Origin of the sequence: Serratia sp. K-E0102 (genome assembly GCF_029962625.1) — a bacterium.
GTDB classification, from domain to species: domain Bacteria; phylum Pseudomonadota; class Gammaproteobacteria; order Enterobacterales; family Enterobacteriaceae; genus Serratia; species Serratia sarumanii.
The window spans coordinates 4,053,333-4,078,554 of sequence record NZ_CP124754.1 but is presented as its reverse complement, the minus strand read 5'-3'; the positions used below and the strand labels follow the sequence as shown (position 1 = coordinate 4,078,554).

The 25,222-nt window shown below is 61.0% G+C and carries 18 protein-coding genes; 11 read left to right on the top strand and 7 right to left on the bottom strand.

Annotated elements, in window-relative coordinates; genetic code table 11:
* Window positions 1–39 precede the first annotated feature (39 nt).
* The gene (gene ppnN, locus SSARUM2_RS19415) at window positions 40–1,404 is read right to left on the bottom strand and encodes a nucleotide 5'-monophosphate nucleosidase PpnN (RefSeq protein WP_019455737.1); all 1,365 of its coding nucleotides are present in this window, start codon (window positions 1,402–1,404) and stop codon (window positions 40–42) included.
* A gap of 192 nt (window positions 1,405–1,596) precedes the next feature.
* Window positions 1,597–2,442: an NADPH-dependent 7-cyano-7-deazaguanine reductase QueF gene (gene queF / locus SSARUM2_RS19410; RefSeq protein ID WP_033649800.1), complete on the bottom strand. Its 846-nt coding sequence runs from the start codon at window positions 2,440–2,442 to the stop codon at window positions 1,597–1,599.
* Window positions 2,443–2,505: 63 nt separating this feature from the next.
* Here queF and syd point away from each other — a divergent pair, with 63 nt between their 5' ends.
* Window positions 2,506–3,054 (top strand): SecY-interacting protein, encoded by a 549-nt coding sequence (syd, locus tag SSARUM2_RS19405; protein ID WP_033649801.1) that lies wholly within the window; start codon window positions 2,506–2,508, stop codon window positions 3,052–3,054.
* Between the two features lie 610 nt (window positions 3,055–3,664).
* Here the strand turns inward: syd and SSARUM2_RS19400 are convergent.
* A complete protein-coding gene (locus tag SSARUM2_RS19400; RefSeq protein WP_060422201.1) occupies window positions 3,665–4,903 on the bottom strand; it encodes an MFS transporter in 1,239 nt (412 codons plus the stop codon).
* A gap of 178 nt (window positions 4,904–5,081) precedes the next feature.
* Between SSARUM2_RS19400 and SSARUM2_RS19395 the strand changes: the two genes are divergently transcribed.
* From SSARUM2_RS19395 to SSARUM2_RS19375, 5 genes are all read left to right on the top strand, one after another.
* Entirely contained in the window at window positions 5,082–5,408 is a 327-nt protein-coding gene (locus tag SSARUM2_RS19395) for a YqcC family protein (protein ID WP_033638567.1), read from the top strand.
* 146 nt (window positions 5,409–5,554) lie between these two features.
* Window positions 5,555–11,530: an alpha-2-macroglobulin gene (locus tag SSARUM2_RS19390; protein ID WP_060452449.1), complete on the top strand. Its 5,976-nt coding sequence runs from the start codon at window positions 5,555–5,557 to the stop codon at window positions 11,528–11,530.
* Between the two features lie 49 nt (window positions 11,531–11,579).
* The gene (gene pbpC, locus SSARUM2_RS19385) at window positions 11,580–13,928 is read left to right on the top strand and encodes a penicillin-binding protein 1C (protein WP_047570726.1); all 2,349 of its coding nucleotides are present in this window, start codon (window positions 11,580–11,582) and stop codon (window positions 13,926–13,928) included.
* A gap of 60 nt (window positions 13,929–13,988) precedes the next feature.
* Window positions 13,989–14,759: a tRNA pseudouridine(65) synthase TruC gene (truC, locus tag SSARUM2_RS19380; RefSeq protein WP_060438377.1), complete on the top strand. Its 771-nt coding sequence runs from the start codon at window positions 13,989–13,991 to the stop codon at window positions 14,757–14,759.
* Between the two features lie 33 nt (window positions 14,760–14,792).
* Window positions 14,793–15,245, top strand: coding sequence for a flavodoxin (locus tag SSARUM2_RS19375; protein WP_016929894.1), 453 nt, complete (start codon window positions 14,793–14,795; stop codon window positions 15,243–15,245).
* A gap of 57 nt (window positions 15,246–15,302) precedes the next feature.
* Here the strand turns inward: SSARUM2_RS19375 and SSARUM2_RS19370 are convergent, their stop codons facing one another.
* From SSARUM2_RS19370 to map, 4 genes are all read right to left on the bottom strand, one after another.
* Entirely contained in the window at window positions 15,303–15,692 is a 390-nt protein-coding gene (locus tag SSARUM2_RS19370; RefSeq protein ID WP_004931929.1) for a DUF3461 family protein, read from the bottom strand.
* Between the two features lie 129 nt (window positions 15,693–15,821).
* On the bottom strand, window positions 15,822–16,646 hold the full coding sequence (gene dapD, locus SSARUM2_RS19365) for a 2,3,4,5-tetrahydropyridine-2,6-dicarboxylate N-succinyltransferase (RefSeq protein WP_004931932.1): 825 nt from the start codon (window positions 16,644–16,646) through the stop codon (window positions 15,822–15,824).
* Between the two features lie 42 nt (window positions 16,647–16,688).
* A complete protein-coding gene (gene glnD / locus SSARUM2_RS19360; protein ID WP_033649826.1) occupies window positions 16,689–19,352 on the bottom strand; it encodes a bifunctional uridylyltransferase/uridylyl-removing protein GlnD in 2,664 nt (887 codons plus the stop codon).
* Between the two features lie 73 nt (window positions 19,353–19,425).
* Window positions 19,426–20,220 carry a type I methionyl aminopeptidase gene (map, locus tag SSARUM2_RS19355; protein ID WP_004931936.1) on the bottom strand — a complete coding sequence of 265 codons (795 nt, stop codon included), beginning with the start codon at window positions 20,218–20,220 and terminating at the stop codon, window positions 19,426–19,428.
* Window positions 20,221–20,565: 345 nt separating this feature from the next.
* Here map and rpsB point away from each other — a divergent pair, with 345 nt between their 5' ends.
* The 5 genes from rpsB (at window position 20,566) to ispC (ending at window position 25,177) form a co-directional block, all read left to right on the top strand.
* The gene (gene rpsB, locus SSARUM2_RS19350) at window positions 20,566–21,291 is read left to right on the top strand and encodes a 30S ribosomal protein S2 (protein WP_016929891.1); all 726 of its coding nucleotides are present in this window, start codon (window positions 20,566–20,568) and stop codon (window positions 21,289–21,291) included.
* Between the two features lie 129 nt (window positions 21,292–21,420).
* On the top strand, window positions 21,421–22,272 hold the full coding sequence (gene tsf, locus SSARUM2_RS19345; protein ID WP_033654122.1) for a translation elongation factor Ts: 852 nt from the start codon (window positions 21,421–21,423) through the stop codon (window positions 22,270–22,272).
* A gap of 148 nt (window positions 22,273–22,420) precedes the next feature.
* Window positions 22,421–23,146, top strand: coding sequence for a UMP kinase (gene pyrH, locus SSARUM2_RS19340; protein WP_004931940.1), 726 nt, complete (start codon window positions 22,421–22,423; stop codon window positions 23,144–23,146).
* Window positions 23,147–23,265: 119 nt separating this feature from the next.
* The gene (frr, locus tag SSARUM2_RS19335) at window positions 23,266–23,823 is read left to right on the top strand and encodes a ribosome recycling factor (protein WP_004931943.1); all 558 of its coding nucleotides are present in this window, start codon (window positions 23,266–23,268) and stop codon (window positions 23,821–23,823) included.
* 157 nt (window positions 23,824–23,980) lie between these two features.
* Window positions 23,981–25,177: a 1-deoxy-D-xylulose-5-phosphate reductoisomerase gene (ispC, locus tag SSARUM2_RS19330; RefSeq protein ID WP_049195375.1), complete on the top strand. Its 1,197-nt coding sequence runs from the start codon at window positions 23,981–23,983 to the stop codon at window positions 25,175–25,177.
* The last annotated feature ends 45 nt before the right edge of the window (window positions 25,178–25,222 follow it).

The following is a 25,222-nucleotide window of genomic DNA, read 5'->3' as shown; positions in this document are numbered from 1 at the left end:
AAAAAACGGGGCGGCCGTTACGCCGCCCGGGATTGAGGGTCAGGCGACGATTTCGTAGCAGGGCACATAGGCGCTGCCCGGCAGCTTCATGCGGTGCTGGGCGACAAAGCCCTGCAGCAGGCTGTCCATCTGCTTCATCATCTGCGGCTCGCCGTGCAGCTTGTACGGGCCGAACTGCTCGATGGCGTGGATGCCGTTTTCCTTCACGTTGCCGGCCACGATGCCGGAGAACGCGCGGCGTAGCGCGGCGGCCAATTGCTCCGGCGGCTGGTTCGGATACAGGTTGAGGTTCGCCATGTTCTCGTGGGTCGGCTCGAACGGCAGCTGCAGATCCGGTGCGATGCGGATCGACCAGTTGAAGCTGTAGGCGTCGCCGGTGTTGCGGCGGTTTTCCTTCACCAGCGGCATGGCTTTCTTCATCTGCCGCGCCACTTCCGCCGGATCGTCGATGATGATGGTGTAGTGACGGCGCGCGGCATCGCCCAGCGTGTTCATGATGAACTCGTCCAGCACGCGGAAGTAATCGGCGCTCTCTTTCGGCCCGGTCAGGATCAGCGGCAGCACCTGTTCGCTGTTCTCCGGGTTCATCAGGATACCCAGCAGGTACAGCAGCTCTTCGGCGGTGCCGACGCCGCCCGGGAAGATGATGATGCCGTGCGCGATGCGCACGAAGGCTTCCAGGCGCTTTTCGATGTCCGGCATGATCACCAGCTCGTTCACCAGCGGGTTTGGCGGCTCGGCGGCGATGATCGACGGCTCGGTCATGCCGATGAAACGGCTGTTGCGGTAACGCTGCTGCGCGTGACCGACCGCCGCGCCTTTCATCGGCGCTTCCATCGCGCCCGGCCCGCAGCCGGTGCAGATGTTCAGCTCGCGCAGGCCCAGTTGGCTGCCAACCTTGCGCGCGTACAGGTATTCGTTCTCGTTGATCGAGTGGCCGCCCCAGCACACCACCATATTGGGATCTTCATCCAGATGCAGCGTGCGTGCATTGCGCAGGATCGAGAATACCAGGTTGGTGATATGGGCCGAGTTTTCCAGGTTCAGGTGCTGGAAACGGCCGGCGCTGGCGATTTGGCCGTGCACGAACAGGATGTCGCGCAGTACGGCGAACAGGTTGGCCTGCAGCGAGCGGATGATGCGGCCGTCGACGAACGCCTCTTCCGGCGGGTTGACCAGCTCCAGCTTCACCCCGCGTTCGCGGCGCAGCACGTTGATGTCGAAGGTTTCATAGCGCGACAGCAGCTGCTTGCTGTTGTCGGTTTGGCTGCCGGAGTTCAACACGGCCAGCGAACAGTTGCGGAACAGGCGGTACAGGTCGCTGCTGGCGGTGCGCTTCAGCATGTCTACTTCCAACTGCGACAATAAATCCATAGAGCCAAGCGGGCTGATGTGTGTAATCAAGGTAACTCCTTTGCACCCGGTGCGGGGCGGTAGTAATCCATACGCAGCAAAACAGCATCTCGTTATGGTTGGCGTGCTGCGGCGCAGCGGGCGCTCCGCCCGGCCGCAGCCTCGTTTTAACCTTACCGCCGTCCCTGCGCTTTTACCAACATAAACCGCTCGTTAGCTCAGTTGTTGAGCAATGTTTCGCACTTATTGGCGCGCCAGGCGGCCGCGCTCGGGGGCGAATTCGACGTTGCTGCGCCACGGGTTGATATCCAGCCCGCCGCGGCGGGTGTAGCGGGCGTAAACCGTCAGGCTTTGCGGCCGGCAGTAGCGCATCAAATCGTTAAAGATGCGCTCGACGCACTGCTCGTGGAATTCGTTGTGGTGGCGGAAGGAGACCAGGTAGCGCAGCAGCGCTTCGCGATCGATCTTGCCGCCGCGGTAGCTTATCTGCACCGAGCCCCAGTCCGGTTGATGGGTGATCAGGCAGTTGGACTTCAGCAGGTGGCTGACCAATTGCTCTTCCACCACCTCTTCACCGGCGGCGTTCAGCAGGTAGTCGGCGTTGAACTCATAATTGTCGATGCGGATATCCTGCTGATCGATGCAGTCGCCGGCCAGGCGGGCGATCGGCGTGCCTTCCAACTGCTCGACGCTGAACAGGGTGACGCTCACCTCGCCCTGGGCGCAGGCGGACAGATCGCGCTGCAGCGTGCTGCGCACCGTTTCCCAATCGGCGAACGGGGTTTGGTTGAAGCTGTTGAGATACAGCTTGAAGCTTTTCGATTCGATCAGGTTCAGGCTGTCGGCGTTGAGGCTGATTTCACCGACCGCCACCTGCGGCAGCCCGTTGGCGTTCAGCCAGGAGAGCTCGTACAGCGTCCAGATGTCCGCGCCGTGGAAGGGGAGGTTATCGGGGTACAGCCCCAGCGGCTCGCGGTTCATGCTGCGCGGCACCGCCTGCAACAGCGAGGCGTCGTAGCGATCGCGGTAGGCGGTGGGTTTGCCCAGCGTCAGCCCCGACAGGGCCTGGTGGTCTTGATATGAGGACATCTGCTGTCACCTTGGTCAGAGATAGGTACAATGGCCGTCAGTTTAACGTATGCGGGAAAGAATATGGACCATGATGTATCGCACGCTCTGCGTGAATTCACTCAACGCTATGTCGAGTTGTGGCAGCAAGAGCGCGGTCACGCGCCGGCCAGCCAGGCGCTGTACGGCGTGCCGTCGCCCTGCATCGTGGAGAACCGCGAGGACGAAGTGCTGTGGTTGCCACAGCCTTTCGAACCGGCGGCGACGCTGGAAAAGGTAGAAGCCGCGCTGGAGCTGCGTTTGCAGCCGGACGCGCACCGTTTCTACACGCAGCAATACGCCGGCGACATGAGCGCGCAGTTCGGCGAGCATCGTCTGAGCCTGCTGCAGGTCTGGAGCGAAGAGGATTTTATCCGCCTGCAGGAGAACCTGATCGGCCATCTGGTGACGCAAAAGCGCCTCAAGCTGCCGCCAACGCTGTTCCTTGCGACCACCGAATCCGAGATGACGATGGTGTCGTTGTGCAACGTCAGTGGCAACGTGGTGCTGGAACAGTTCGGCAGCGATAAGCGTACCCTGCTGGCGGCGACGCTGGGGAATTTCCTCGATGCGCTGCGCCCGGTGCTGGACTGAATGGCGACGGATTCGCCGTCGCCCGTGTGCGAGATCTCTCACACGGGCTGTGAGAGATCGCTCTTAATTTTTCCCGCCTTTCTCCAGGCGATGAGATTATTGTTATCCAGATCAATTGGTTAGAATTTCTTTAGGATAACTCTTAGGCTTAATTTAGTGTGAGACACCTCCCAAACCCTTGTGATTCCGGGGAATTTAAGCGATCTTATCGTTACCGGAACGGAACCGGCGGAGCAGGAAAGCATCAGGATGATGCAGCTTCAGGAAGAAGAAAGGGATGCGCTCAGGCAAGAGCGAAGGATGGCGTCAGGAGATGCCCAGGATGTTTCAGGATAGAAACCAGGGACACCTCCAGGACGGAGATTGAGAGCCGGCACAGGACTGTCGGCGGGTCAGGAAGGCTGAGGAACCGCGTCAGGACGATGCTGCAGGATGATGCAAGGATCGCTTGGTCAGGATGGCCGCAGGAAAAGTTTTCAAGGATTGAGCAGGGAGCACGCTGTGTAGCGGGATAGCTATAAAACGAACCGGGGGCACTGTTAACGCAGTGCCCCCAACTTTTTGTTCCATTCCGCCGCGCGTGCGGCCCTGCCTTAATCCCTCTTCAGCGTTAACCAATCGCGCCCAGCGTATCGCCTGCGCCCTGTTTTTTCGGCAGCAGGAACAGCGTGGCGTAGATATCCAGCAGATAAATCGCCGCCAGCAGGCTGATGGCCGCGGTAAACGACACTTGCGTCACCAGCGCACCGATTACCAATGGCCCCAGGCCGCCGACGCCGCGCCCCAGATTGAACAGGATGTTCTGCGCGGTGGCGCGCGCCTGCACCGGATAGGTATCGGAAATCAACGCGCCGTAGCCGCCTATCATGCCGTTGACGAACATGCCCATCACGGCGCCGGCGAACAGCATCAGCGTCGGGTCGCTCAACTGGGCATAGCCGATCACCATCACCACGGCACCGATCTGATAAAACACGAAGATCTTCCAGCGGGCGAAGCGATCGGCCAGCACGCCAAACAGCCAGATGCCGAACGTCATGCCGACCACCGTCACCGCCGTCCACAGGCCGGACTTGGTGAGCGAGAAGCCAAAGTTTTTCGCCAGGTAAGTCGGCATCCAGATCATCAGGCCGTAGTAACCGAAGTTCTGCACCGAACAGAGAATGAAGATGCCGATGCTGGCCCTGCTGGTGGCGCGATCCTTGAACAGCAGGCGCAAACGCTGCAGGAAGGAGAGCGATTGCCCAGCGTCTTTCTGCCGTACGAATTCCTCCGGTTCGCCCAGAGTGCGGCGGATCAGGAATGACGCCAGCGCCGGCAGCAGGCCGACCAAAAACATGCCGCGCCAGCCGATGTGTTCCAGCAGCAGCGGCGTCAGGAAGGCGGCCGCCAGCACGCCCAACTGCCAGCCCATGCCGACGTAAGCCGAAGCGCGGTTGCGCTTCTCCGCCGGCCAGGCTTCGGCGATCAGCGCCATGCCGATGCCGAATTCGCCGCCCAGCCCGATGCCCGCCAGGGTGCGATAGGCCAGCAGATCCCAATATCCTTGCGCCACGGCGCACAGGCCGGTGAACAGGGAAAACATCAGGATGGTGATCGTGAGCACCCGGATTCGGCCGAAGCGATCGCTGAGGTGACCGAAGATCACGCCGCCCAGCACCGCGCCGATCAGCGTCCAGGTGACCAGCGAACCGGCGGCCGATGAGGTTAATCCCAATTCGCTGCTGATGGCCGGCAGCATAAAGCCGAGGATCAGCAGGTCAAACCCGTCCATGGCGTAACCGGTGACCGAAGCCAGCATGGCCTTACCGGGCGTCGCGTGGTTTTTTTTCTCTGTTATTACGGACATGAATCTTTATCTGTGTGGTGAACTCGGTGGGCCTATTGTGCCGCGCGGCGGCGGACGCCACCAGATAAAAACGGCGGGCTGTCTCAGACGCGCCGAATTTGGGCTATAAAAATGCTATGCTTTGCCGCCTTTCAGCCAGCGCGCTGAATACCATGATGAAAAGAGATCGGGAATGCAGATGAGTATACATAACCAGGTGCGCCGCAGTTTGCAGGCGATTGAACAATCCATGCGCGATCTGGCGCTGTGGCAGGCCGCGCCGCCTGATCATGAGGCCTTCTCCAGCACCGAGCCGTTCTGCATCGACAGCATGTCGGCCGAAGCCTGGCTGCAGTGGGTGTTCTTGCCGCGCATGTATGCGTTGCTGGACGCCGAAGCGCCGCTGCCGACGCGCTTCGCCATTACGCCTTATTTCGAAGAGGCGTTGAAAGATCGTGAACCGAGCAGCCTGCCGCTGCTGGTGCTGCTGCAACAGCTGGATTTGATGTTGAATAAAGAGCCGTAATTCGCCGGCGGCGCGCAGATTTTTGCCGCCCGGCAGTGTAGAGTACTCGCGCGGATGCCGGGCAGGAGAGCCGAAGGCGTCTTTCGGCTCGGTTGAACCGCGGCGGTTGACCGGGGGCTGCATTAGGATGATGAGGTGCTGCAATAATGGATTTATTAAGGTTTATCCTGCGTTTGCCTTTTACCCTGGTTAAGGGCGTTTGCCGCCTGCTGGGTGGGGCGTTGTCGCTGTTGGGGCGGTTGCTGAGACCGCTGGTCGGCAACCTCAGCTGGCGTGCGCCGGCCTGGTGGGCTGCGCTGCCGCGCGGTTTTTTGCGGCTCGAAAGCGGCGTGGATAAACACCCGAAAGCGATTGGTCTAGGCCTGCTGCTGTTGGCTGGCGCCGCAGGCGGCGCGTTTTACGGCTGGCACTGGTGGCAAAACCGGCCTCAGCCCATCGAACCGGCGCCGATGGCGGTTCAGGAGATCAGCGCCGAGTTGGCCAACCCCGAGCCGATAGACTACGCCGCCGCCCGGCAGGCGCCGCAAACGGTGAGCCTGACCTTCAGCGGCTCGGCCGCGGCAATAAGCGCGGTGGGCAAAACCGTGAGCGCCGGCATCATCCTCAAACCGGCTGCAGAAGGGCAGTGGGCGTGGCGCAATGAGTCGACGCTGGTGTTCACGCCGAAAAAACCGCTGCCGATGGGCGCGAAATATGACGTAACCCTCGAGCCCGCCACCTTGCTGGCGCCGCAGGTCAAGCTCGCCAAAACCCGCTATGCCTTCACCGTGCCCGCGTTCGATTACCGCCTGGGGCAGGCCGAGTATTACCGCGATCCGCAAGATGCGCAGAAACGCAGCGCGATTTTCAATTTGCAGTTCAATGCGCCGGTCGACGTCGCCAGCTTTGAAAAACAGATTTCGCTGGGATTGAAGGAGGGCAGCGCTTCCTCCGAGAAAAAGCTGAACTTCTCCCTGGTCTATGACGAGAAAAAACTGAACGCCTGGGTGCATTCCGAGCCGCTGCAGGCGCTGGATCAGGGCGGTGCTGTGCATCTGACCGTCGGCAAAGGCGTTAAATCGACGGCGGCCGGCAATGCGGTCGCTGAGGCGAAAAGCAACTGGGTCAAAGTACCGACGCTGTACAGCCTGGCGCTGAGCGACGCCAGCGCCCAGGTGGTGGATACCGACGGCGGCCAAGGGCAGCGTGCGCTGGTGGTCGGCTTCAGCGATGCGGTGAAGGATAAAGAGCTGGCGCGGGCCACCAAAGCCTGGCTGCTGCCGCAGCACGATCCGAGCGATGCCGAGACCGCCAACGATGCTGAAGATTTCTATCAATGGACGGTCGACAGCGTCGGCAAAAACGTGCTGGCGCAGGCGACGGCATTGCCATTGACGCTTAACGAGGCGGAAGAGGCCTACCAGCCGCAGTTCAGCTTCCGCTTTGAAGCTCCGGCGCACCGCTTCGTGCTGATCGAGATAGACAACCAGCTGGTCTCCGTCGGCGGTTACAAAATGCCGAAGAAGGTTTATCGAGTGGTCGAAGTGCCGGAGTTCCCGAAATCGCTGCAGTTCATGTCCGCAGGCTCGCTGCTGTCGGTCAACGGCGACAAACAGATCAGCGTGGCGGCGCGCAACGTGGCGGGCCTGCGGCTGGACATCAAGCGGGTGATCCCGAGCCAGTTGCAGCACATCGTCTCCTTCAAAAGCCGGGAATACTCGTCCACGGAATTCAACCGGCTCAACGACGAATATTTCACCGAGCATTTCAAATACCAGACGGCGCTCAACAACGAGCGGCCGGGGGAAGTGAACTATCAGGGCATCGATCTCTCCCGTTATCTCTCCACCAACGCCAGTTCCCATCGCGGAGTATTCCTGCTGACGCTGTCCGAATGGCAGCCGAACCGGAAACCGGCGGCGGAAGAGGCGGGCGCCGAGCCAGAACAGGAACCGGACGAGAATACCGGGGAAGATCAGCCCGACGTCGGCGATTCGCGCTTTGTGGTGGTGACCGATCTGGGCATCGTCGCCAAGAGCTCGCAGGATAAGACGCGCGACGTCTTTGTGCAGTCGATTCAAAGCGGCGCGCCGGTCAGCGGCGCCAACGTGTCGGTGGTGGCCAAAAATGGCGTGACGCTGCTCAGCCAAATCACCGGGGCCGACGGCCACGTGCGTTTCCCGGCGCTCGACGTGTACACCAACGAGCGCCAGCCGGTGATGTTCCTGGTGGAAAAGGAGGGGGATGTCTCCTTCCTGCCGACCGGCAGCTATAACGATCGCGGGCTGGACTTCTCGCGCTTCGACGTCGCCGGTGAACAAACGCCGACCGATCCGCGCACGCTCAGCAGTTACCTGTTCTCCGATCGCGGCGTTTATCGGCCGGGGGATACCTTTAACATCGGCCTGATCACCCGCGCCGCCGACTGGGGCGTTGGCCTGGCCGGCGTGCCGGTGCGCGCCGAAATCCGCGATCCGCGCGACAAGCTGATGACCACCGTGCCGCTGACGCTGGGCGCCAGCGGTTTCAATGAGCTGAGCTATACCACCGATGAAAACTCGCCTACCGGCGAGTGGAACGTCTATCTGTATCTGATCGGCAAAAACAACGATACCTCCACGCTGCTCGGCCATACCGCGGTCAATGTGAAGGAGTTTGAACCGGATCAGCTGAAAGTGAAGCTGGCGCTGACGCCGAACCGCCAGCAAGGCTGGGTCAAACCGTCCGAGCTGAAGGCCAGCATCGATGTGCAGAACCTGTTCGGCACCCCGGCGCAGGATCGCCGCGTGAGCACCAGGCTGACGCTGCGGCCGATGTATCCGAGCTTCGATCGCTTCCCGGATTATGCGTTCTATGAAAATCGGCAAAACAGCGACGGGTTCGAAACCGAGCTGGAAGATCGCACCACCGATGAGCACGGCGCGGCCGATATCCCGCTCGATCTGAAATCCTACGCCGACGCCACTTATCAGCTGCAGCTGCTGTCGGAGGCGTTCGTCGCCGGCGGCGGGCGCTCGGTGGCGGCGACCGCCCGCACGCTGGTTTCGCCTTACGATTACCTGATCGGGGTGAAGGCGGACGGCGATCTGGGCTACATCAACCGCGACGCGGAACGGCATCTGAACGTGATCGCCATCGATCCGAATCTGCAACAGATCGCCCTGCCGAATCTGAAGCAGGTATTGATCGAGCAGAAATACATTTCGGTACTGACCAAACAGGATTCGGGCGTTTACAAATACCAGTCGAAGATGAAGGAAGTGCAGCTGTCGGAACAGCCGCTGGCGCTGAGCGGGCAGGGCGCGGATCTGCGGCTGGCGACCGATAAGCCGGGCGACTTCGTGCTGGTGATTGAAGATGCGCAGGGCAAAACGCTCAACCGCGTCGCCTACAGCGTGGCCGGCAACGCCAACCTGAGCCGTTCGCTGGATCGCAACGCCGAACTGAAGCTGAAACTGAACCAGGCGGAATACCAGCCGGGCGAAGAGATCGAGGTGGCGATCAACGCGCCTTATACCGGCAGCGGCTTGATCACCATCGAGAAGGACAGGGTTTACGCCTGGCAGTGGTTCCACACCGACACCACCAGCTCGGTGCAGAAGATCCGCGTGCCGGCCGGCATGGAGGGCAACGGCTACATCAACGTGCAGTTCGTGCGCGATATCAACTCCAGCGAGATCTTCATGAGCCCGCTGAGCTATGGCGTGATGCCGTTCAAGATCAGCACCAAGGCGCGGCAAAACAGCCTCGAGGTGACGGCGCAGGAGGTCATCAAGCCGGGTGAAAACCTGACGATGACGGTCAAGACTGACGCGCTGCAGCAGGTGGCGCTGTTCGCCGTCGATGAGGGCATTCTGCAGGTGGCGCGCTACCGCCTGAAGGATCCGCTGGAGTTCTTCTTCAGCAAGCGCGAACTGAACGTGAGCAGCTCGCAGATCCTCGATCTGATCCTGCCGGAGTTCAGCAAGCTGATGGCGCTGACCGCGGCGCCGGGCGGCGATGCGGGTGAGGGGCTGGATCTCAACCTCAACCCGTTCAAGCGCAAGCGCGACAAGCCGGTGGCCTATTGGTCCGGCATTACCGAGGTCAGCGGCGAGAAGCAGTTCGTTTACCCGGTGCCGGACTACTTCAACGGCAAGATCCGCGTGATGGCGATTTCGGTGACCCCGGAGAAAATCGGCAAGGCGCAAACCGCCGCCACGGTGCGCGACAATTTCATCATGACGCCGAACGTGCCGGCGATGGTGGCGCCGGGTGACGAGTTCGACGTCAGCGTGGGCGTCAGCAACAACCTCGACGGGCTGAACGGTCAGTCGGTGGCTATCAATGTCCTGCTGACGCCGCCGCAGCAGTTGGAGGTGGTGGGCAACGCGACGCAAAGCCTGACGCTGGCGGAAAAACGCGAAGGCGTGATCGCTTTCCGCCTGCGCGCCAAAGCCGTGCTGGGCGATGCGCCGCTGGTGTTCGACGCCCGTTACGGCGACCAGGCCAGCCGCCGCACTGTCAGCACCTCGGTGCGGCCGGCGGCGCCGTACCGTACCCAGTCGGTGATGGGGCGCATGAGCGGCGGCAGTCAGAACGTCGATGGCCTGCGCCAGATGTTTGACGCTTTCGCGCAGCGCCGGGCGGCGGTGTCGAATTCGCCGCTGGTGCTGACCAGCGGGCTGGCGCAATACCTGGCGGATTACCCGTATTACTGTTCCGAGCAGATCGTCAGCCGCTCCATTCCGCTGATGCTGCAGAGCCGCCACCCCGAGATGAAAAGCAGCCTGAGCCAGGCGGAAGTCAGCAAGCAACTGCGCAACCTGCTTGGCGTGCTGCGCGCGCGCCAGAACGACAGCGGAGCGATCGGCGCCTGGCGTTCGTCGCCGGATGCCGATCCTTTCGTCACGCCTTATGTGGTGCAGTATCTGCTCGAAGCCAAAGCGGCGGGCTACGCCCTGCCGGAAGGCATGCTGGACGAGGCCAACGGCGCATTGCGCGAGCTGGCGGCCAGCGGATTCGACGATTTGTATCTGCTGCGCCTGCGCAGCTGGGCGGTTTACCTGCTGACGCTGCAAGGCGAAGTGACCACCAACTCGCTGGCGGCGGTGCAGGATACGCTGCAAAAACGCTATGGCGAAGGGTGGAAAACCGATCTGAGCGCGCTGTATCTGGCTTCTTCTTATCGGTTGTTGAAGATGGACGACGAAGCCGCCGCGCTGTTGCAACCGAGCTGGCAGCAGCTGAGCAAGGCGTATGACAGCGCCTGGTGGACGCAGAATTATTTCGATCCGCTGGTGCAGGATGCGACGCGGCTGTATCTGATTACCCGTCACTTCCCGGAGAAGGTGGCGTCGATCCCGCCGCAGGTGCTGGAGAATATGGTCAAGGCGCTGAAAGAAGAGCGTTACACCACCTACTCCTCCGCGATGAGCATTCTGGCGCTGGAAAGCTATTCGGCCCAGGTGGCGGCGCAATCCGCCAATGCGGATGCATTGGGCATCGTGCAGGTAGGCAAAAGCGGCGGTGAGCCGCAGCGCATCAGTGAGCTGCAGGGGTTGTTTGTTCAGGGGCAGTTCAACGCCGATGCCACCGCGGTGCGCTTCACCAACGGCGGCAGCGCGCCGGCCTGGTATGTGGTGACGCAGGCCGGTTACGACCTGAATGCGCCGCAAAAAGCGCTGTCGCGCGGCATTGAGATCGTCCGCGATTACACCGACGAACAGGGCAAGCCGGTGACGCAGGTGACGCTGGGGCAGAAGATCAACGTCCATCTGAAGGTGCGCGCCAACTCGAAAGAGGGGCAGAGCAACCTGGCGATCGTCGATCTGCTGCCGGGCGGGTTCGAAGTGGTGCAGCAAACGCCGCCGGAACCGGCCGATGCCGGCGAGGAGAGCGAAGACCGCGGCGGTTGGCAGTCGCCGCTGGCCGCTACCGGCTCCACCTGGGCGCCGGATTACAGCGATATCCGTGAAGATCGGGTGATTATCTATGGCAGCGCCGGCACCGAGGTGCAGGAGTTCGTCTATCAGATCAAGGCCACCAATACCGGCAGCTTTATTGTTCCACCGGCCTACGGCGAAGCCATGTACGATCGTGAAGTACAGGCGATGTCGGCCGGCGGCGGCAAGCTGGTGGTGGTGCCGGCGGGCAACGACTAGGCCGGCTCCGGCGCCAGGCCAGCGTCTGGCACCGGGGTGGTGAGAACGTATGAAGATCCTGACCGGGCGCGTGCTGCAAAACGGCTTGATGGCGGTGTTTTTACTGGCGCTGCTGCTGGCTGCGATTCGGCTGTGGCCGCATCCGCCCCTGTGGCAGGGGCTGCCGCAGTCTTCCGTCTATTACGACAGGCACGGCGCGCTGCTGCGCATCACCCTGGCCAACGACGACCGCTACCGGCTGTGGACGCCGCTGGAGCAGGTGTCGCCGTTGGCGGTGCGCGGGCTGCTGCTGCACGAAGACCGCTGGTTCTACTACAACCCCGGTTTTAACCCCGTCAGCCTGATGCGCGGCTTCTGGCGCAGCTATGTCGCCGGCGGCAAAATGCAGGGCGGATCGACCATCAGCATGCAGCTGGCGCGCATGCGCTGGCATCTCAACACCCGCACGCCGGGCGGCAAGCTGCTACAGGTGCTGCGTGCGGTGCAGCTGGAACTGAGCTACTCCAAGCGCGATATCCTGGAAGCCTACCTGAATTACGCCCCTTACGGCCGCAACATCGAAAGCATCGGCGCCGCCAGCCTGATCTATTTCGCCAAGTCGCCGAAGGATTTGACCCTGCCGGAGGCGCTGACGCTGGCGGTGCTGCCGCAGTCGCCCAGCTACCGTCTGGAGCCGAAAACCGGCGTGCTCGGCGCCGCGTTGACCCAGGCGCGCAACCGTCTGTTCCAGCGCTGGCAGCGGGTTTACCCCACCGACGCCAGCCAGCAAACGCTGTTCCGCCTGCCGCTGGCGCTGCGCCAGCCCGAACAAGTGCCCTATATCGCGCCGCACTTTATCGAACAGCTGCGCCAGCAGACGCAGCAACTGGTGCAGCGCGATACCCGCGTCGACACCACGCTGGACGCCGGGTTGCAGCGGCTGGTTGAGCGGCAGGTCAATGCCTTTATCGCCCGCAACCGCAGCCGCGGCATCCAAAACGCCGCGGTGCTGCTGGTGGACAGCCGCGATATGGGGGTGCGCGCGCTGGTGGGATCGGCGGACTATTACAATCGGCCGATCCAGGGGCAGGTGAACGGCACCAACGCCAAACGCTCGCCGGGTTCGACGCTCAAACCGTTCATCTACGCGCTGGGCATGGAGCAGGGCGTGCTGCATCCGATGACCATCCTGAAGGACGTGCCTTCGTCGTTCGGCGCCTATGCGCCGGAAAATTTCGACCGGCGCTTTCTCGGCCCGGTGACCGCCACCGACGCGCTGAATTTCAGCCGCAACATCCCGGCGGTGTATGTTGCCTCGCAGCTGCGCCAGCCGACCTTTTATCAGTTTTTGCGCCTGACCGGCGTCGCCAATATGGCCAACGAAAGCCACTACGGGCTGTCGCTGGTACTGGGCGGCGGCGAGGTGACGGCGCAGGAATTGGCGAAGCTGTATGCGTTGCTGGCGAACCGCGGCGAGCTGCGGCCGCTTCGTATGCAACTGAACGAGGCCGAATCGACGCCGGTGCGGCTGCTGAGCGAGGAGGCCAGTTTCATCACGCTGGATATGCTGCGCCAGCACCGGCGGCCGGGCGATACGCTGGCGCAGCGTTCTTCTTCGCTGCCGGTGTACTGGAAGACCGGCACTTCCTGGGGCTTTCGCGACGCCTGGAGCGTCGGGATTTTCGGCCCTTACGTGCTGGTGGTGTGGGAAGGCAACTTCGACGGGCGCGGCAACAATGCGTTGGTCGGCGCCGAGGCGGCCGCGCCGCTGTTCTTCAACATCATCGACAGCGTCAATGCCAGCTACCCCGGCCTGCGGGAACCGAAGCACCCGTTCCCCCAACGGCTGCGGCGGGTGGATATTTGCCTCGCCAGCGGCGATCTGCCGACGCCGTGGTGCCAGCAGAAGGGCAAGACCTGGTTCATTCCCGGCAAGTCGCCGATCAAGGTCGACAGCGTCTATCGGCCGGTGGTGCTGGATATTCACAGCGGCGAGGTCGTTTGCCCGCCGTATGACGCGGCGCAGACCCGCACCGAAATCTTTGAGTTCTGGCCTTCCGATCTGGCCAACGTGTTCGCCCAGGCCGGGCTGCCGAAGCGGGCGCCGCCGGTCAACCGCTGCAAGGACAACGGCATCGCCGTCGGCGGCAACGCGCCGCGCATCACTTCGCCGCTGAAAAACACCACCTATACCCTGCGCCAATCGCAGCAGGGGCGAGATAAAATCGCCTTCAACGCGGTGACGGACGCCGACAGCAAGACGGTGTACTGGTTCGTCGACGATATCTATCTCGGCAGCAGCGCCAGCAAAAAGCCGATCGATTGGCGGCCGATCGACAACGGGCGCTACCGCATTCGGGCGGTGGACGATCGCGGCCGCGCCGATACGCGGCTGGTGACCATCGAATGGGTGAACTAGCGCTGAGCCGCACGCCTGTTATACTCGCGCCCGAAACGGCTATTTACCTGGGAAAGCGATGTGATTGAGATTTTGTATCAGGATGAACACCTGGTGGCGGTGAACAAGCCGTCGGGTTGGTTGGTGCACCGCAGTTGGCTGGATCGTCATGAGACCCGCTTTATGATGCAGACGGTGCGCGATCAGCTCGGGCAGCACGTCTTTACCGTGCACCGTCTCGATCGCCCGACGTCCGGCGTGCTGCTGATGGCGCTCTCCAGCGAGGTGGCGCGCCTGCTGTCGCAGCAGTTCGAGCAGCATCAGGTGCAGAAAACCTACCATGCGGTGGTGCGCGGTTACGTGCAGGAGGGGGCGACCCTCGATTACCCGCTGACGGCGGAGCTGGACAAAATCGCCGATAAACATGCCGATGCCGATAAAGGGCCGCAGCCGGCGGTGACGCACTACCGGCCGCTGGCGCAGGTAGAGATGCCGGTGGCCGTCGGCCGCTACGACAGCGCGCGCTACAGCCTGGTGGAGCTGCAGCCGGAAACCGGCCGCAAGCACCAGCTGCGGCGCCACATGGCGCATCTTCGCCATCCGATCATCGGCGACAGCAAGCACGGCGATCTGCGGCAGAACCGTGGCATGGCGCAGCATTTCGGCTGCTCGCGCCTGATGTTGCACGCCAGCCATCTGCAGCTGACGCACCCGGTGACCGGCGAGCCGCTGCGGGTGACGGCGCGCTGGGACGAAGACTGGCAAGGGGTGATGACGCAGTTCGGATGGGCGGGAGTATTCCCTGAACTTGCCGGGGTTGAGTTTAGCGCGGCTAACGGTCAGGATAGCTGACAATTTTTAAAGGTAATGAAGGGAGTAGGAGCCATGGCTCAGGTTGGTATCTTCGTGGGAACGGTCTACGGCAATTCGCTGCTGGTGGCGGAAGAGGCGCAAAACATCCTCAGCGAACAGGGCCATGAGGTCAAACTGTTCGAAGAGGGCACGCTGGAGGCCTGGCAGTATTATCGTCAGCACTACGCGCTGGTGATTACCTCCACCACCGGGCAGGGCGATCTGCCGGACAGCATCGCGCCGCTGTTCCACGCCATTCGCGATCAGGTCGGCTACCAGCCGGAGCTGCGCTATGGGCTGATCGCCCTCGGCGACAGCAGCTATGACAACTTCTGCGGCGCCGGGCGCGCGTTCGACGCGCTGCTGCAGGAGCAGGGCGCCACCCGCGTTGGCGAAGTGCTGGAGATCGATGCGATGGAACAGCCGGAGCCGGAAGTGGCCGCTTGCCCGTGGGTCGAGCAGTGGGGCACGCTGCTGCAATCGTAAAGTAAAAAGGCGCCGCGAAAGGGCGCCTTGGCGATGATGCGGATCAACCGATCCGCATTACTTGCCGCGGGTGAGTTTTTCCAGATCGGCTTCGATCTCGGCAATCTTGTGCGACACCACGCCTTCGAGATGGCGCAGGTCGTCGAGGATTTTACGCTTCAGATCCACTTCCACCTGATCGCGTTGGCACAGCTGATCCAGTTCGTCGATCACGTAACGCAGGTTCGGGTTGATCTCGTGAATTTCCTTGTAGCCCTGGCCGGCGTTGTCCGCCACCACGGTTTTACGCTGGCGCGGGTACTTGAACTTCACGCTTTTAGCGAAGAACTCGCCCTTGTCCTTGCGGAAATAGATCTTGAGGATGTCGTTGTTGGCCTCTTGACGCAGGCTATAGCGATCGACGTCTTCCGGTTGATTGATGCCCAAACTCTTCAAGTTATCGTACATACTGCGCCCTCTTTAGATGTGATCGTTATATTCCACGACTGCGATTATGGCGGAAAGCGAGGTCTGCGACTGTGACTGCCAGCGAAACGCAGACAAAAAAATAGCGGGTGAATCACCCGCTATTTCAATTTAGTCGATAGTGCGCAATAACTCATTAATGCCGACTTTACCGCGCGTTTTGGCGTCGACCTTCTTGACGATCACCGCGCAGTACAGGCTGTAGGAACCGTCTTTCGACGGCAGGTTGCCGGAAACCACCACCGAACCCGCCGGCACGCGGCCGTAATGGATTTCGCCGGTCTCGCGGTCATAAATGCGGGTGCTCTGGCCGAGGTATACGCCCATCGAAATCACCGAGCCTTCTTCCACGATCACGCCTTCCACCACTTCGGAGCGCGCGCCGATGAAGCAGTTGTCTTCGATGATGGTCGGGTTGGCCTGCAGCGGCTCCAGCACGCCGCCGATGCCGACGCCGCCGGACAGGTGAACGTTTTTGCCGATCTGAGCGCAAGAACCGACGGTGGCCCAGGTGTCGACCATGGTGCCTTCGTCGACGTAGGCGCCGATGTTAACGTAAGACGGCATCAGCACGGTGTTGCGCGCGATGAACGCGCCCTGGCGCACGGTGGCCGGCGGCACGACGCGGAAACCTTCCTTCTGGAAGCGCGCTTCGTCGTAGTCGGCGAATTTCATCGGCACCTTGTCGTAGTAGCGGGTTTCCGCGCCGTCCATCACCTTGTTGTCGTTGATGCGGAAAGAGAGCAGCACGGCTTTCTTCAGCCACTGATGGGTGACCCATTGACCGTCGATCTTCTCGGCGACGCGCAGGGCGCCGCTGTCCAGCAGGCCGATCACCTGGTTTACCGCTTCGCGCGTTACGGTGTCTACGTTCGCCGGGGTGATGTCCGCACGGCGCTCGAAGGCGCTTTCAATAACGTTCTGTAATTGCTGCATGCTGTTCTCTTTCCTGATGTTGTCGGTAAAAAGTTACTTGTATCACATTTTATCGTTTGGGGTGAGGGCCTCTGTCAACCGTTGCTCCAACTTTCTGCGCGTTTCCTGGTCGAGCGCGCGCCGCTCGCCGTCGGCCAGGATAAACAAGTCCTCGACCCGCTCGCCGATGGTGGAAATGCGCGCGCCGTGCAGCGACAGCCCAAGGTCGGCGAACACTTCGCCCACCCGCGCCAGCAGGCCGGGCTGGTCGAGTGCGGTCAGCTCCAGGTAGCTGCGGCGATCGGTATGGGTCGGCAGGAAAGTGACCTCGGTCGGCACGCTGAAGTGGCGCAGCTTGGAAGAGGGCCGGCGCACGCGCGGCGGCTGATACTCCCGCTGGGTGATGGCCTGCAGCAGCGCCTGGCGGATCGCCGCGTGGCGATCCTGCGCCAGCGGGCTGCCGTCCGGCTCCAGCACGATAAAGGTGTCCATTGCCATGCCGTCGCGGTTGGTGAAGATCTGCGCGTCGTGCACGCTCAGATTGCGGCGATCCATCTCGCCTGCGACGGCGGCGAACAGGTAGGGGCGGTCCGGGCTCCAGATGAAGATCTCGGTGCCGCCGCGCGTCGCCTGGCGGCTGACCAGCACCAGCGGCTGGGTGGAATCGTGGGCCAGCAGGTGGCGGGCGTGCCAGGCCAGCTGATTCGGCGAGTGGCGCAGGAAATAGTCGGCTCGGCAGCGGCTCCAGATGCGGTGCAGCGCCTCTTCGTCGATGTTGTCCATGCGTAGCAGCGCCAGCGCCTGCAGGCGGTGATGGCGCACGCGTTCGCGCAGATCCGGGCTGTTTTGCATGCCGCGGCGCAGCTGCTTCTCGGTGGCGAAATACAGCTCGCGCAGCAGGCTCTGCTTCCAGCTGTTCCACAGGGTTTCGTTGGTGGCGCAGATGTCGGCCACCGTCAGGCATACCAGATAGCGCAGGCGGGTTTCGCTCTGCACTTCGCTGCTGAACTGCTGGATCACCGTCGGATCCTGGATATCGCGGCGCTGCGCGGTGACCGACATCAGCAGGTGGCAGCGCACCAGCCAGGCCACCAGCTGGGTTTCACGCGAGTTGAGGCCGTGAAGTTCGGCGAACTCCACCACGTCTTCCGCGCCGAGGATCGAGTGGTCGCCGCCGCGCCCTTTGGCGATATCGTGGAACAACGCCGCCAGCAGCAGCAGTTCCGGGTGCGGCAGGCGCGGATACAGCTCCACGCACAGCGGATGGCGCGGCCGAGTCTGGTCGTCGGCGAAACTCTCCAGCTTCTGCAGCACGCGGATGGTGTGTTCATCGACGGTATAGGCGTGGAACAGGTCGAACTGCATCTGCCCGACGATCTTGCCCCACTGCGGCATATAGGCCCACAGCACGCTGTGACGGTGCATCGGCACCAGTGCGCGCGATACCGCGCCGGGATGGCGCAGGATGGCCATAAACAGATCGCGCGCTTCCGGAATGGTGCACAGCGGCTGCTTCAGGTGGCGGCGCGCGTGACGCAGCTGGCGCACGGTGGTGGAATAAATGCCCTTGATCTCGCGGTTGCGCACCATCAGGTAGAACATGCGCATGATGGCCTGCGGCTCGCGGATAAACAGCGTTTCGTCGCGCAGGTCGATCAGATCGCCGCGCAGCTGGAAATCGTCGTTCAGCGGGCGCGGCTTCTCGGTGGCGTCCAGCGCCAGAATGGCCTCGTCGAACAGCTGCAGCAGCATGTGGTTCAGTTCGCTGACGCGCCGCGTCATGCGGTAGAAGTCTTTCATCATGCGCTCGACCGGCTCGTTGCCTTCGCCTTCATAGCGCAGCAGCTGCGCCACGCTGAGCTGGCGATCGAACAGCAGGCGGTTGTCGTAACGCGGCAGCACCAGGTGCAGTGCAAAGCGGATGCGCCACAGGAAGCTCTGGCACTCGTTCAGCTCGTTGCGCTCGGCCTGGGTGAGGAAACCGAAGCCGACCATTTCGTCCAGCGAGGTGGCGCCGAAGTGGCGGCGCGCCACCCACAGCAGCGTGTGAATATCGCGCAGGCCGCCGGGGCTGCTTTTGATATCCGGCTCCAGGTTATAGCTGGTGCCGTGGTAGCGCTGATGGCGCTCCTGCTGCTCGTTGATCTTGGCGTGGAAAAACTGCGGCGAAGGCCAGAAGCCGTCGCTGAAGATATGTTTTTGCATCTGCAGGAACAGCGCGACGTCGCCGCAGATCATACGCGATTCGATCAGGTTGGTGGCCACGGTCAGATCCGCCAACCCTTCCAGCAGGCACTCTTCCAGAGTGCGCACGCTGTGGCCCACTTCCAGCTTGAGATCCCACAGCAGGGTGATGAATTCGCCGACCCGCTGCGACTGCTGTTCCGTCAGCCGGCGCTGGCTGAGCACCAGCACGTCGATGTCCGACAGCGGGTGCAGTTCGCCGCGGCCGTAGCCGCCGACCGCCACCAGCGCGGTTTCCGGGATATCTTCGAAGCCGTAGAACGTCCACAGCCGGCGCAGCAGGCGATCGATAAAGTCGCTGCGCGCCGCCACCAGGCTTTCGGCGCTGGAGCCGGCGTCGAAAGCCGCCGCCAGCCACAGCTGGAACTGCTCCAGCCGCTGTTTCAGCATCGGGCAGGTGAGCTCTTCGTCGCCGTAGGTGCTGGGGGAGGCGGGCGGCATCGGCACGGCCGGGGCCGCCTGTTGAAGGAGATTGTCAGACATAGTGCGCAGCCCATAAAAAAGGCCGGCAAAAGCCGGCCTGGTGATATTCTGCACGCGGCGTGCGCCGCGGTGCTTACATCTCGTGCGTAATGATGTTGGGGATGGTGTCATCCTTGCGCAACGTCATTATCTCGCAGCCGTTATCAGTGACCACAATAGTATGCTCATACTGCGCCGACAAGCTGCGATCTTTGGTTTTTACCGTCCAGCCGTCTTTCATGGTGCGGATGCGGTAGTCGCCGGCGTTGACCATCGGTTCGATGGTGAAGGCCATGCCCGCCTGCAGCACCACGCCGCCGTCGTCGGCATCATAGTGCAGCACCTGCGGCTCTTCGTGGAACACTTCGCCGATGCCGTGGCCGCAGTACTCGCGCACCACGGAGAATTTCTCGGCCTCGACGAATTGCTGGATAGCCTTGCCCAGGGTGCGCAGGCGGATGCCCGGCTTGACCATCTTCAGCGCCAGATACAGGCTTTCCTGAGTGACGCGGCACAGGCGCTCGCCCAGAATGGTCGGTTTGCCGACGATGAACATCTTTGAGGTGTCGCCGTGGAAGCCGTCTTTAATCACGGTCACGTCGATATTGACGATGTCGCCGTCTTTCAGCGTTTTGTCGTCGCTCGGGATGCCGTGGCACACCACTTCGTTCACCGAGATGCACACGGATTTCGGGAAGCCGTGATAGCCGAGGCAGGCGGAAATAGCCTGCTGCTCGTTGGTGATGTACTCGTGACAGATACGGTCCAGCTCGCCGGTGGTCACGCCAGGTTTGACGTGCGGCTCGATGATTTCCAGCACTTCGGCGGCCAGGCGGCCGGCCACGCGCATTTTTTGGATGTCATCAGGTGTTTTAATTGAGATTGCCATGAAATTCGTCCGCAGGTGTCGTTATCGTCGACAATAAGAAGCAGTGACTTATGGTATCAGCCCGGCCGGGGGCTGCCAAATTTCATTTCCCGATGCCCGGCGCAAAGCAACAAAAGTTGGTGTCGGCGGCGGGTTTATGGTATAAAGCGCGCCGGCGATCCGCGACTTGGTTCTTGTGACCTGGCAGGAATTGGCCGAAAATACTTTAACTGCACTCATTTTGTGTAAATAACACACACGTATCGGCACATCCGCCGGGGTGCCCTGAGGTGACTTGTCGCCGCCAGGGTCGGCGTTATGGGATACGTGGAGGCATAACCCCAATTAATCTATAGAGGTTTAATCATGGCAACTGTTTCCATGCGCGACATGCTCAAGGCTGGTGTTCACTTCGGTCACCAGACCCGTTACTGGAACCCGAAAATGAAGCCTTTCATCTTCGGCGCTCGTAACAAGGTTCACATCATCAACCTGGAGCAGACCGTACCAATGTTCAACGCCGCTCTGGCTGAACTGAGCAAGATCTCTTCCCGTAAAGGCAAGATCCTGTTCGTAGGTACCAAGCGCGCAGCAAGCGAAGCGGTAAAAGACGCTGCTAACAGCTGTGACCAGTTCTTCGTGAACCACCGCTGGTTGGGCGGCATGCTGACTAACTGGAAAACCGTTCGTCAGTCCATCAAGCGTTTGAAAGATCTGGAAATCCAGTCTCAAGACGGCACCCTGGACAAGCTGACCAAGAAAGAAGCGCTGATGCGCACTCGTGAACTGGCCAAGCTGGAAAACTCCCTGGGCGGTATCAAAGATATGGGCGGTCTGCCAGACGCACTGTTCGTTATCGATGCCGATCACGAGCACATCGCGATCAAAGAAGCCAACAACCTGGGTATCCCGGTATTCTCTATCGTTGATACCAACTCCAACCCAGACGGCGTTGACTTCATCATCCCTGGTAACGACGACGCAATCCGTGCAGTAAACCTGTACCTGACTGCCGTTGCTGCCGCTGTGCGTGAAGGTCGTTCTCAAGATCTGGCCGTTCAGGCGGAAGAAGGCTTCGTAGAAGCTGAATAATAAGGCAAGCTCGTCACTGAGCCCTTATTAACCAGGTATTGACATATGTTGGTTAGGGGGGCCTGTTAAGGCCCCCTTTGCTTATCTGAATGAGAACTGTCTCCACGCGAGATAACCGAGGAAAAATAAATGGCTGATATTACCGCTGCCCTGGTAAAAGAACTGCGCGAGCGTACCGGCGCTGGCATGATGGATTGCAAGAAGGCGCTGGTTGAATCCAACGGCGACATCGAACTGGCAATCGAAAACATGCGTAAGTCCGGTGCGATCAAAGCCGCTAAAAAAGCAGGCAACGTAGCTGCTGACGGCGTGATCAAAACCAAGATCGAAGGCAACTACGGCATCATTCTGGAAGTTAACTGCCAGACTGACTTCGTAGCGAAAGACGCCGGTTTCCAGGCGTTCGCCGACAAAGTGCTGGATGCGGCCATGGCCGGCAAAATCACTGACGTTGACGTGCTGAAAGCACAGTTCGAAGAAGAGCGCGTAGCGCTGGTGGCAAAAATCGGCGAAAACATCAACATTCGTCGCGTTGCTTCCCTGGAAGGCGAAGTGCTGGGCAGCTACCTGCATGGCGCGCGTATCGGCGTTCTGGTTGCGGCTAAAGGCGCTGACGAAGAGCTGGTTAAGCAAATCGCAATGCACATTGCGGCAAGCAAGCCAGAGTTCGTTAAGCCGGAAGACGTGTCTGCTGAAGTGGTAGAAAAAGAGTACCAGGTTCAGCTGGACATCGCCATGCAGTCCGGCAAGCCGAAAGAAATCGCAGAGAAAATGGTTGAAGGCCGCATGAAGAAATTCACCGGCGAAGTTTCTCTGACCGGTCAGCCTTTCGTTATTGATCCGAGCAAATCCGTTGCTCAGGTGCTGAAAGAGCACAACGCTGACGTGACCAACTTCATTCGCTTCGAAGTGGGCGAAGGCATCGAGAAAGTCGAAACCGACTTCGCTGCTGAAGTTGCCGCGATGAGCAAACAGTCTTAATGACTGTCGATGGAACCGCCGTCTGGCGGTTCCATACTATCCAGCCAGAATTACACCGGTGGCAGGCCCTGCAGCGTGATGCTCACCTCAGGCGCGTTTCATCGGCTGAAATCCCCAATACTAATACTGCTTCTTAGGACAGAACACCATGGCAACCAATGCAAAACCCGTATATCAGCGTATTCTGCTTAAACTGAGTGGCGAAGCCCTGCAAGGTGCAGAAGGTTTTGGTATCGACGCCAGCGTTTTGGATCGCATGGCTCAGGAAGTGAAAGAGCTGGTCGAACTGGGAATTCAGGTCGGTGTAGTTATTGGCGGCGGGAACCTGTTCCGCGGCGCGGGCCTGGCGCAAGCCGGCATGAACCGCGTAGTGGGCGACCACATGGGAATGCTGGCTACCGTGATGAACGGCCTGGCTATGCGTGATGCACTGCACCGTGCCTATGTGAACGCCCGCCTGATGTCGGCGATCCCGCTGAACGGCGTGTGTGACAATTACAGCTGGGCAGAGGCGATCAGCCTGCTGCGCAACAACCGCGTGGTGATCTTCTCCGCCGGTACCGGTAACCCGTTCTTCACCACCGATTCCGCCGCTTGCCTGCGCGGCATCGAGATCGAAGCGGACGTGGTGCTGAAAGCCACCAAAGTGGATGGCGTATACTCCGCCGATCCGGTGAAAAACCCGGATGCGACGCTGTATGAACAATTAACCTATCAGGACGTGCTGGAGCGCGAGCTGAAAGTGATGGATCTGGCGGCGTTTACGCTGGCCCGCGATCACGGTCTGCCGATCCGCGTGTTCAACATGAACAAGCCTGGCGCGCTGCGCCGCGTGGTGATGGGTGAGAACGAAGGTACGCTGATCAGCAAATAAGGCTGTTCACACCCCTTTTTTGGTGCGCGTGACGCCAGGCGCCGCGCGCTCTCCGAGTACGATTACGGGCTATACTTGAGTATCGCCTGCCAAGTAACCAGCTTCCAAGGGTTTGCAACGTGACTAATGAAATCAGAAAAGATGCTGATTCACGCATGGAAAAAAGCGTAGAAGCATTCAAAAACCAAATCAGCAAGATCCGCACCGGCCGCGCTTCTCCAAGCATTCTGGACGGCATCATGGTGGAATACTACGGCGCCGCTACGCCGCTGCGCCAGCTGGCCAACGTGACCGTGGAAGACTCCCGCACGCTGAAAATCAACGTGTTCGACCGCAGCCTGAGCCAGGCCGTTGAGAAAGCGATCATGAGCTCCGATCTGGGCCTCAACCCGTCTTCCGCCGGCTCTGACATTCGCGTTCCGCTGCCTCCGCTGACCGAAGAACGTCGTAAGGATCTGATCAAGATCGTGCGCGGCGAAGCCGAGCAGGGCCGCGTAGCGGTGCGTAACGTGCGTCGCGACGCTAACGACAAGGTCAAGGCGCTGCTGAAAGACAAAGAGATCAGCGAAGACGAAGAACGTCGTTCACAAGACGAGATTCAGAAAATGACCGACGCTTACATCAAGCTGGTCGACGCCGCGCTGGCGGAGAAAGAAAAAGAGCTGATGGATTTCTAATCAGCATCGCGCAGAAAAAAAGCGTCGCCTGGGCGGCGCTTTGTTTTTTGTGGCGCAGATCCCGTTTCATCGTACTGAAAGATCATGGACAAGCGGTGTCCAAGGTTCCACACTGGAACACCTCCGATCTCATCAGACAGTTATTCAGAGTGAACTCATGAAGCAACTGACCATTCTTGGCTCGACCGGCTCGGTAGGGACCAGCACCCTGGCCGTGGTCAGGGCGAATCCCGACCGTTTTGCGATCAAAGCGCTGGTGGCCGGCCGCAACGTCGCGGTCATGGCGCAGCAATGCATGGAATTTCGGCCCGCCTTCGCCGCGATGGCGGATGAAAGCGCCGCGCGCGAGCTGCGCGCCATTCTGGCGGAAAACGGCGTCGCTACCGAGGTATTGGCCGGGGAGCAAGCGGCCTGCGAACTGGCGGCGTTGGACGACGTCGATCAAGTGACGGCGGCCATCGTCGGCGCCGCGGGGCTGTTGCCGACGCTGGCGGCGATCCGCGCAGGCAAGCAGGTGCTGCTGGCCAACAAAGAGTCGCTGGTCACCTGCGGCCGTCTGTTTATGGATGCGGTGCGGCAAAGCCAGGCGCAGTTGCTGCCGCTCGACAGCGAGCACAACGCGATTTTTCAGAGTTTGCCTGAGAGCATTCAGCGTCAGTTGGGATACTCTTCCCTGGACAGTCATGGTGTTTCGCGCATCGTGCTTACCGGCTCCGGCGGCCCGTTCCGCACCACGCCGCTGGAGCAGTTCGCCGCGATGACCCCGGATCAAGCCTGCGCCCACCCGAACTGGTCGATGGGGCGCAAGATCTCGGTGGATTCCGCCACCATGATGAACAAAGGTCTGGAATACATTGAGGCCCGCTGGCTGTTTAACGCCTCGGCCGAGCAAATGGAAGTGATCCTGCATCCGCAGTCGGTGATTCACTCGATGGTGCGCTATGCCGACGGCAGCGTGCTGGCGCAGCTGGGTACGCCGGATATGCGCACGCCGATCGCCCACGCGATGGCGTATCCGCAGCGCGTGAACTCCGGCGTGGAGGCGCTGGACTTCTGTCGCATCGGTTCGTTGACCTTCGCCGAACCGGAGCGCGAGCGTTATCCTTGCCTGTATTTGGCGATTGAAGCGTTCGATGCCGGCCAGGCGGCGACCACTGCGCTGAACGCGGCCAACGAAATCGCCGTGGCGGCATTTTTGCAGCAGCAGATTCGCTTCACCGACATTGCGGCGGTCAACCGCCAGGTGGTGGAGCGCCTCGCGCTGCAGGAACCGACCAGCATCGAAGCGGTCTTAGACATTGACCGCCAGGCGCGCGCCGCCGCCGAGGAGCGCGTTCGCGCGTTGCGCGGTTGAGGACGGCGATTATCCGATTTTGCTCGTAATTCACGCGTGCCGCAG

Coding starts and splice junctions, on each gene's coding strand:
- queF (WP_033649800.1), bottom strand. CDS start 2,442: ATGTCCTCATATCAAGACCACCAGGCCCTGTCGGGGCTGACGCTGGGC.
- syd (WP_033649801.1), top strand. CDS start 2,506: ATGGACCATGATGTATCGCACGCTCTGCGTGAATTCACTCAACGCTAT.
- SSARUM2_RS19400 (WP_060422201.1), bottom strand. CDS start 4,903: ATGTCCGTAATAACAGAGAAAAAAAACCACGCGACGCCCGGTAAGGCC.
- SSARUM2_RS19395 (WP_033638567.1), top strand. CDS start 5,082: ATGAGTATACATAACCAGGTGCGCCGCAGTTTGCAGGCGATTGAACAA.
- SSARUM2_RS19390 (WP_060452449.1), top strand. CDS start 5,555: ATGGATTTATTAAGGTTTATCCTGCGTTTGCCTTTTACCCTGGTTAAG.
- pbpC (WP_047570726.1), top strand. CDS start 11,580: ATGAAGATCCTGACCGGGCGCGTGCTGCAAAACGGCTTGATGGCGGTG.
- SSARUM2_RS19375 (WP_016929894.1), top strand. CDS start 14,793: ATGGCTCAGGTTGGTATCTTCGTGGGAACGGTCTACGGCAATTCGCTG.
- SSARUM2_RS19370 (WP_004931929.1), bottom strand. CDS start 15,692: ATGTACGATAACTTGAAGAGTTTGGGCATCAATCAACCGGAAGACGTC.
- dapD (WP_004931932.1), bottom strand. CDS start 16,646: ATGCAGCAATTACAGAACGTTATTGAAAGCGCCTTCGAGCGCCGTGCG.
- glnD (WP_033649826.1), bottom strand. CDS start 19,352: ATGTCTGACAATCTCCTTCAACAGGCGGCCCCGGCCGTGCCGATGCCG.
- map (WP_004931936.1), bottom strand. CDS start 20,220: ATGGCAATCTCAATTAAAACACCTGATGACATCCAAAAAATGCGCGTG.
- rpsB (WP_016929891.1), top strand. CDS start 20,566: ATGGCAACTGTTTCCATGCGCGACATGCTCAAGGCTGGTGTTCACTTC.
- tsf (WP_033654122.1), top strand. CDS start 21,421: ATGGCTGATATTACCGCTGCCCTGGTAAAAGAACTGCGCGAGCGTACC.
- pyrH (WP_004931940.1), top strand. CDS start 22,421: ATGGCAACCAATGCAAAACCCGTATATCAGCGTATTCTGCTTAAACTG.
- ispC (WP_049195375.1), top strand. CDS start 23,981: ATGAAGCAACTGACCATTCTTGGCTCGACCGGCTCGGTAGGGACCAGC.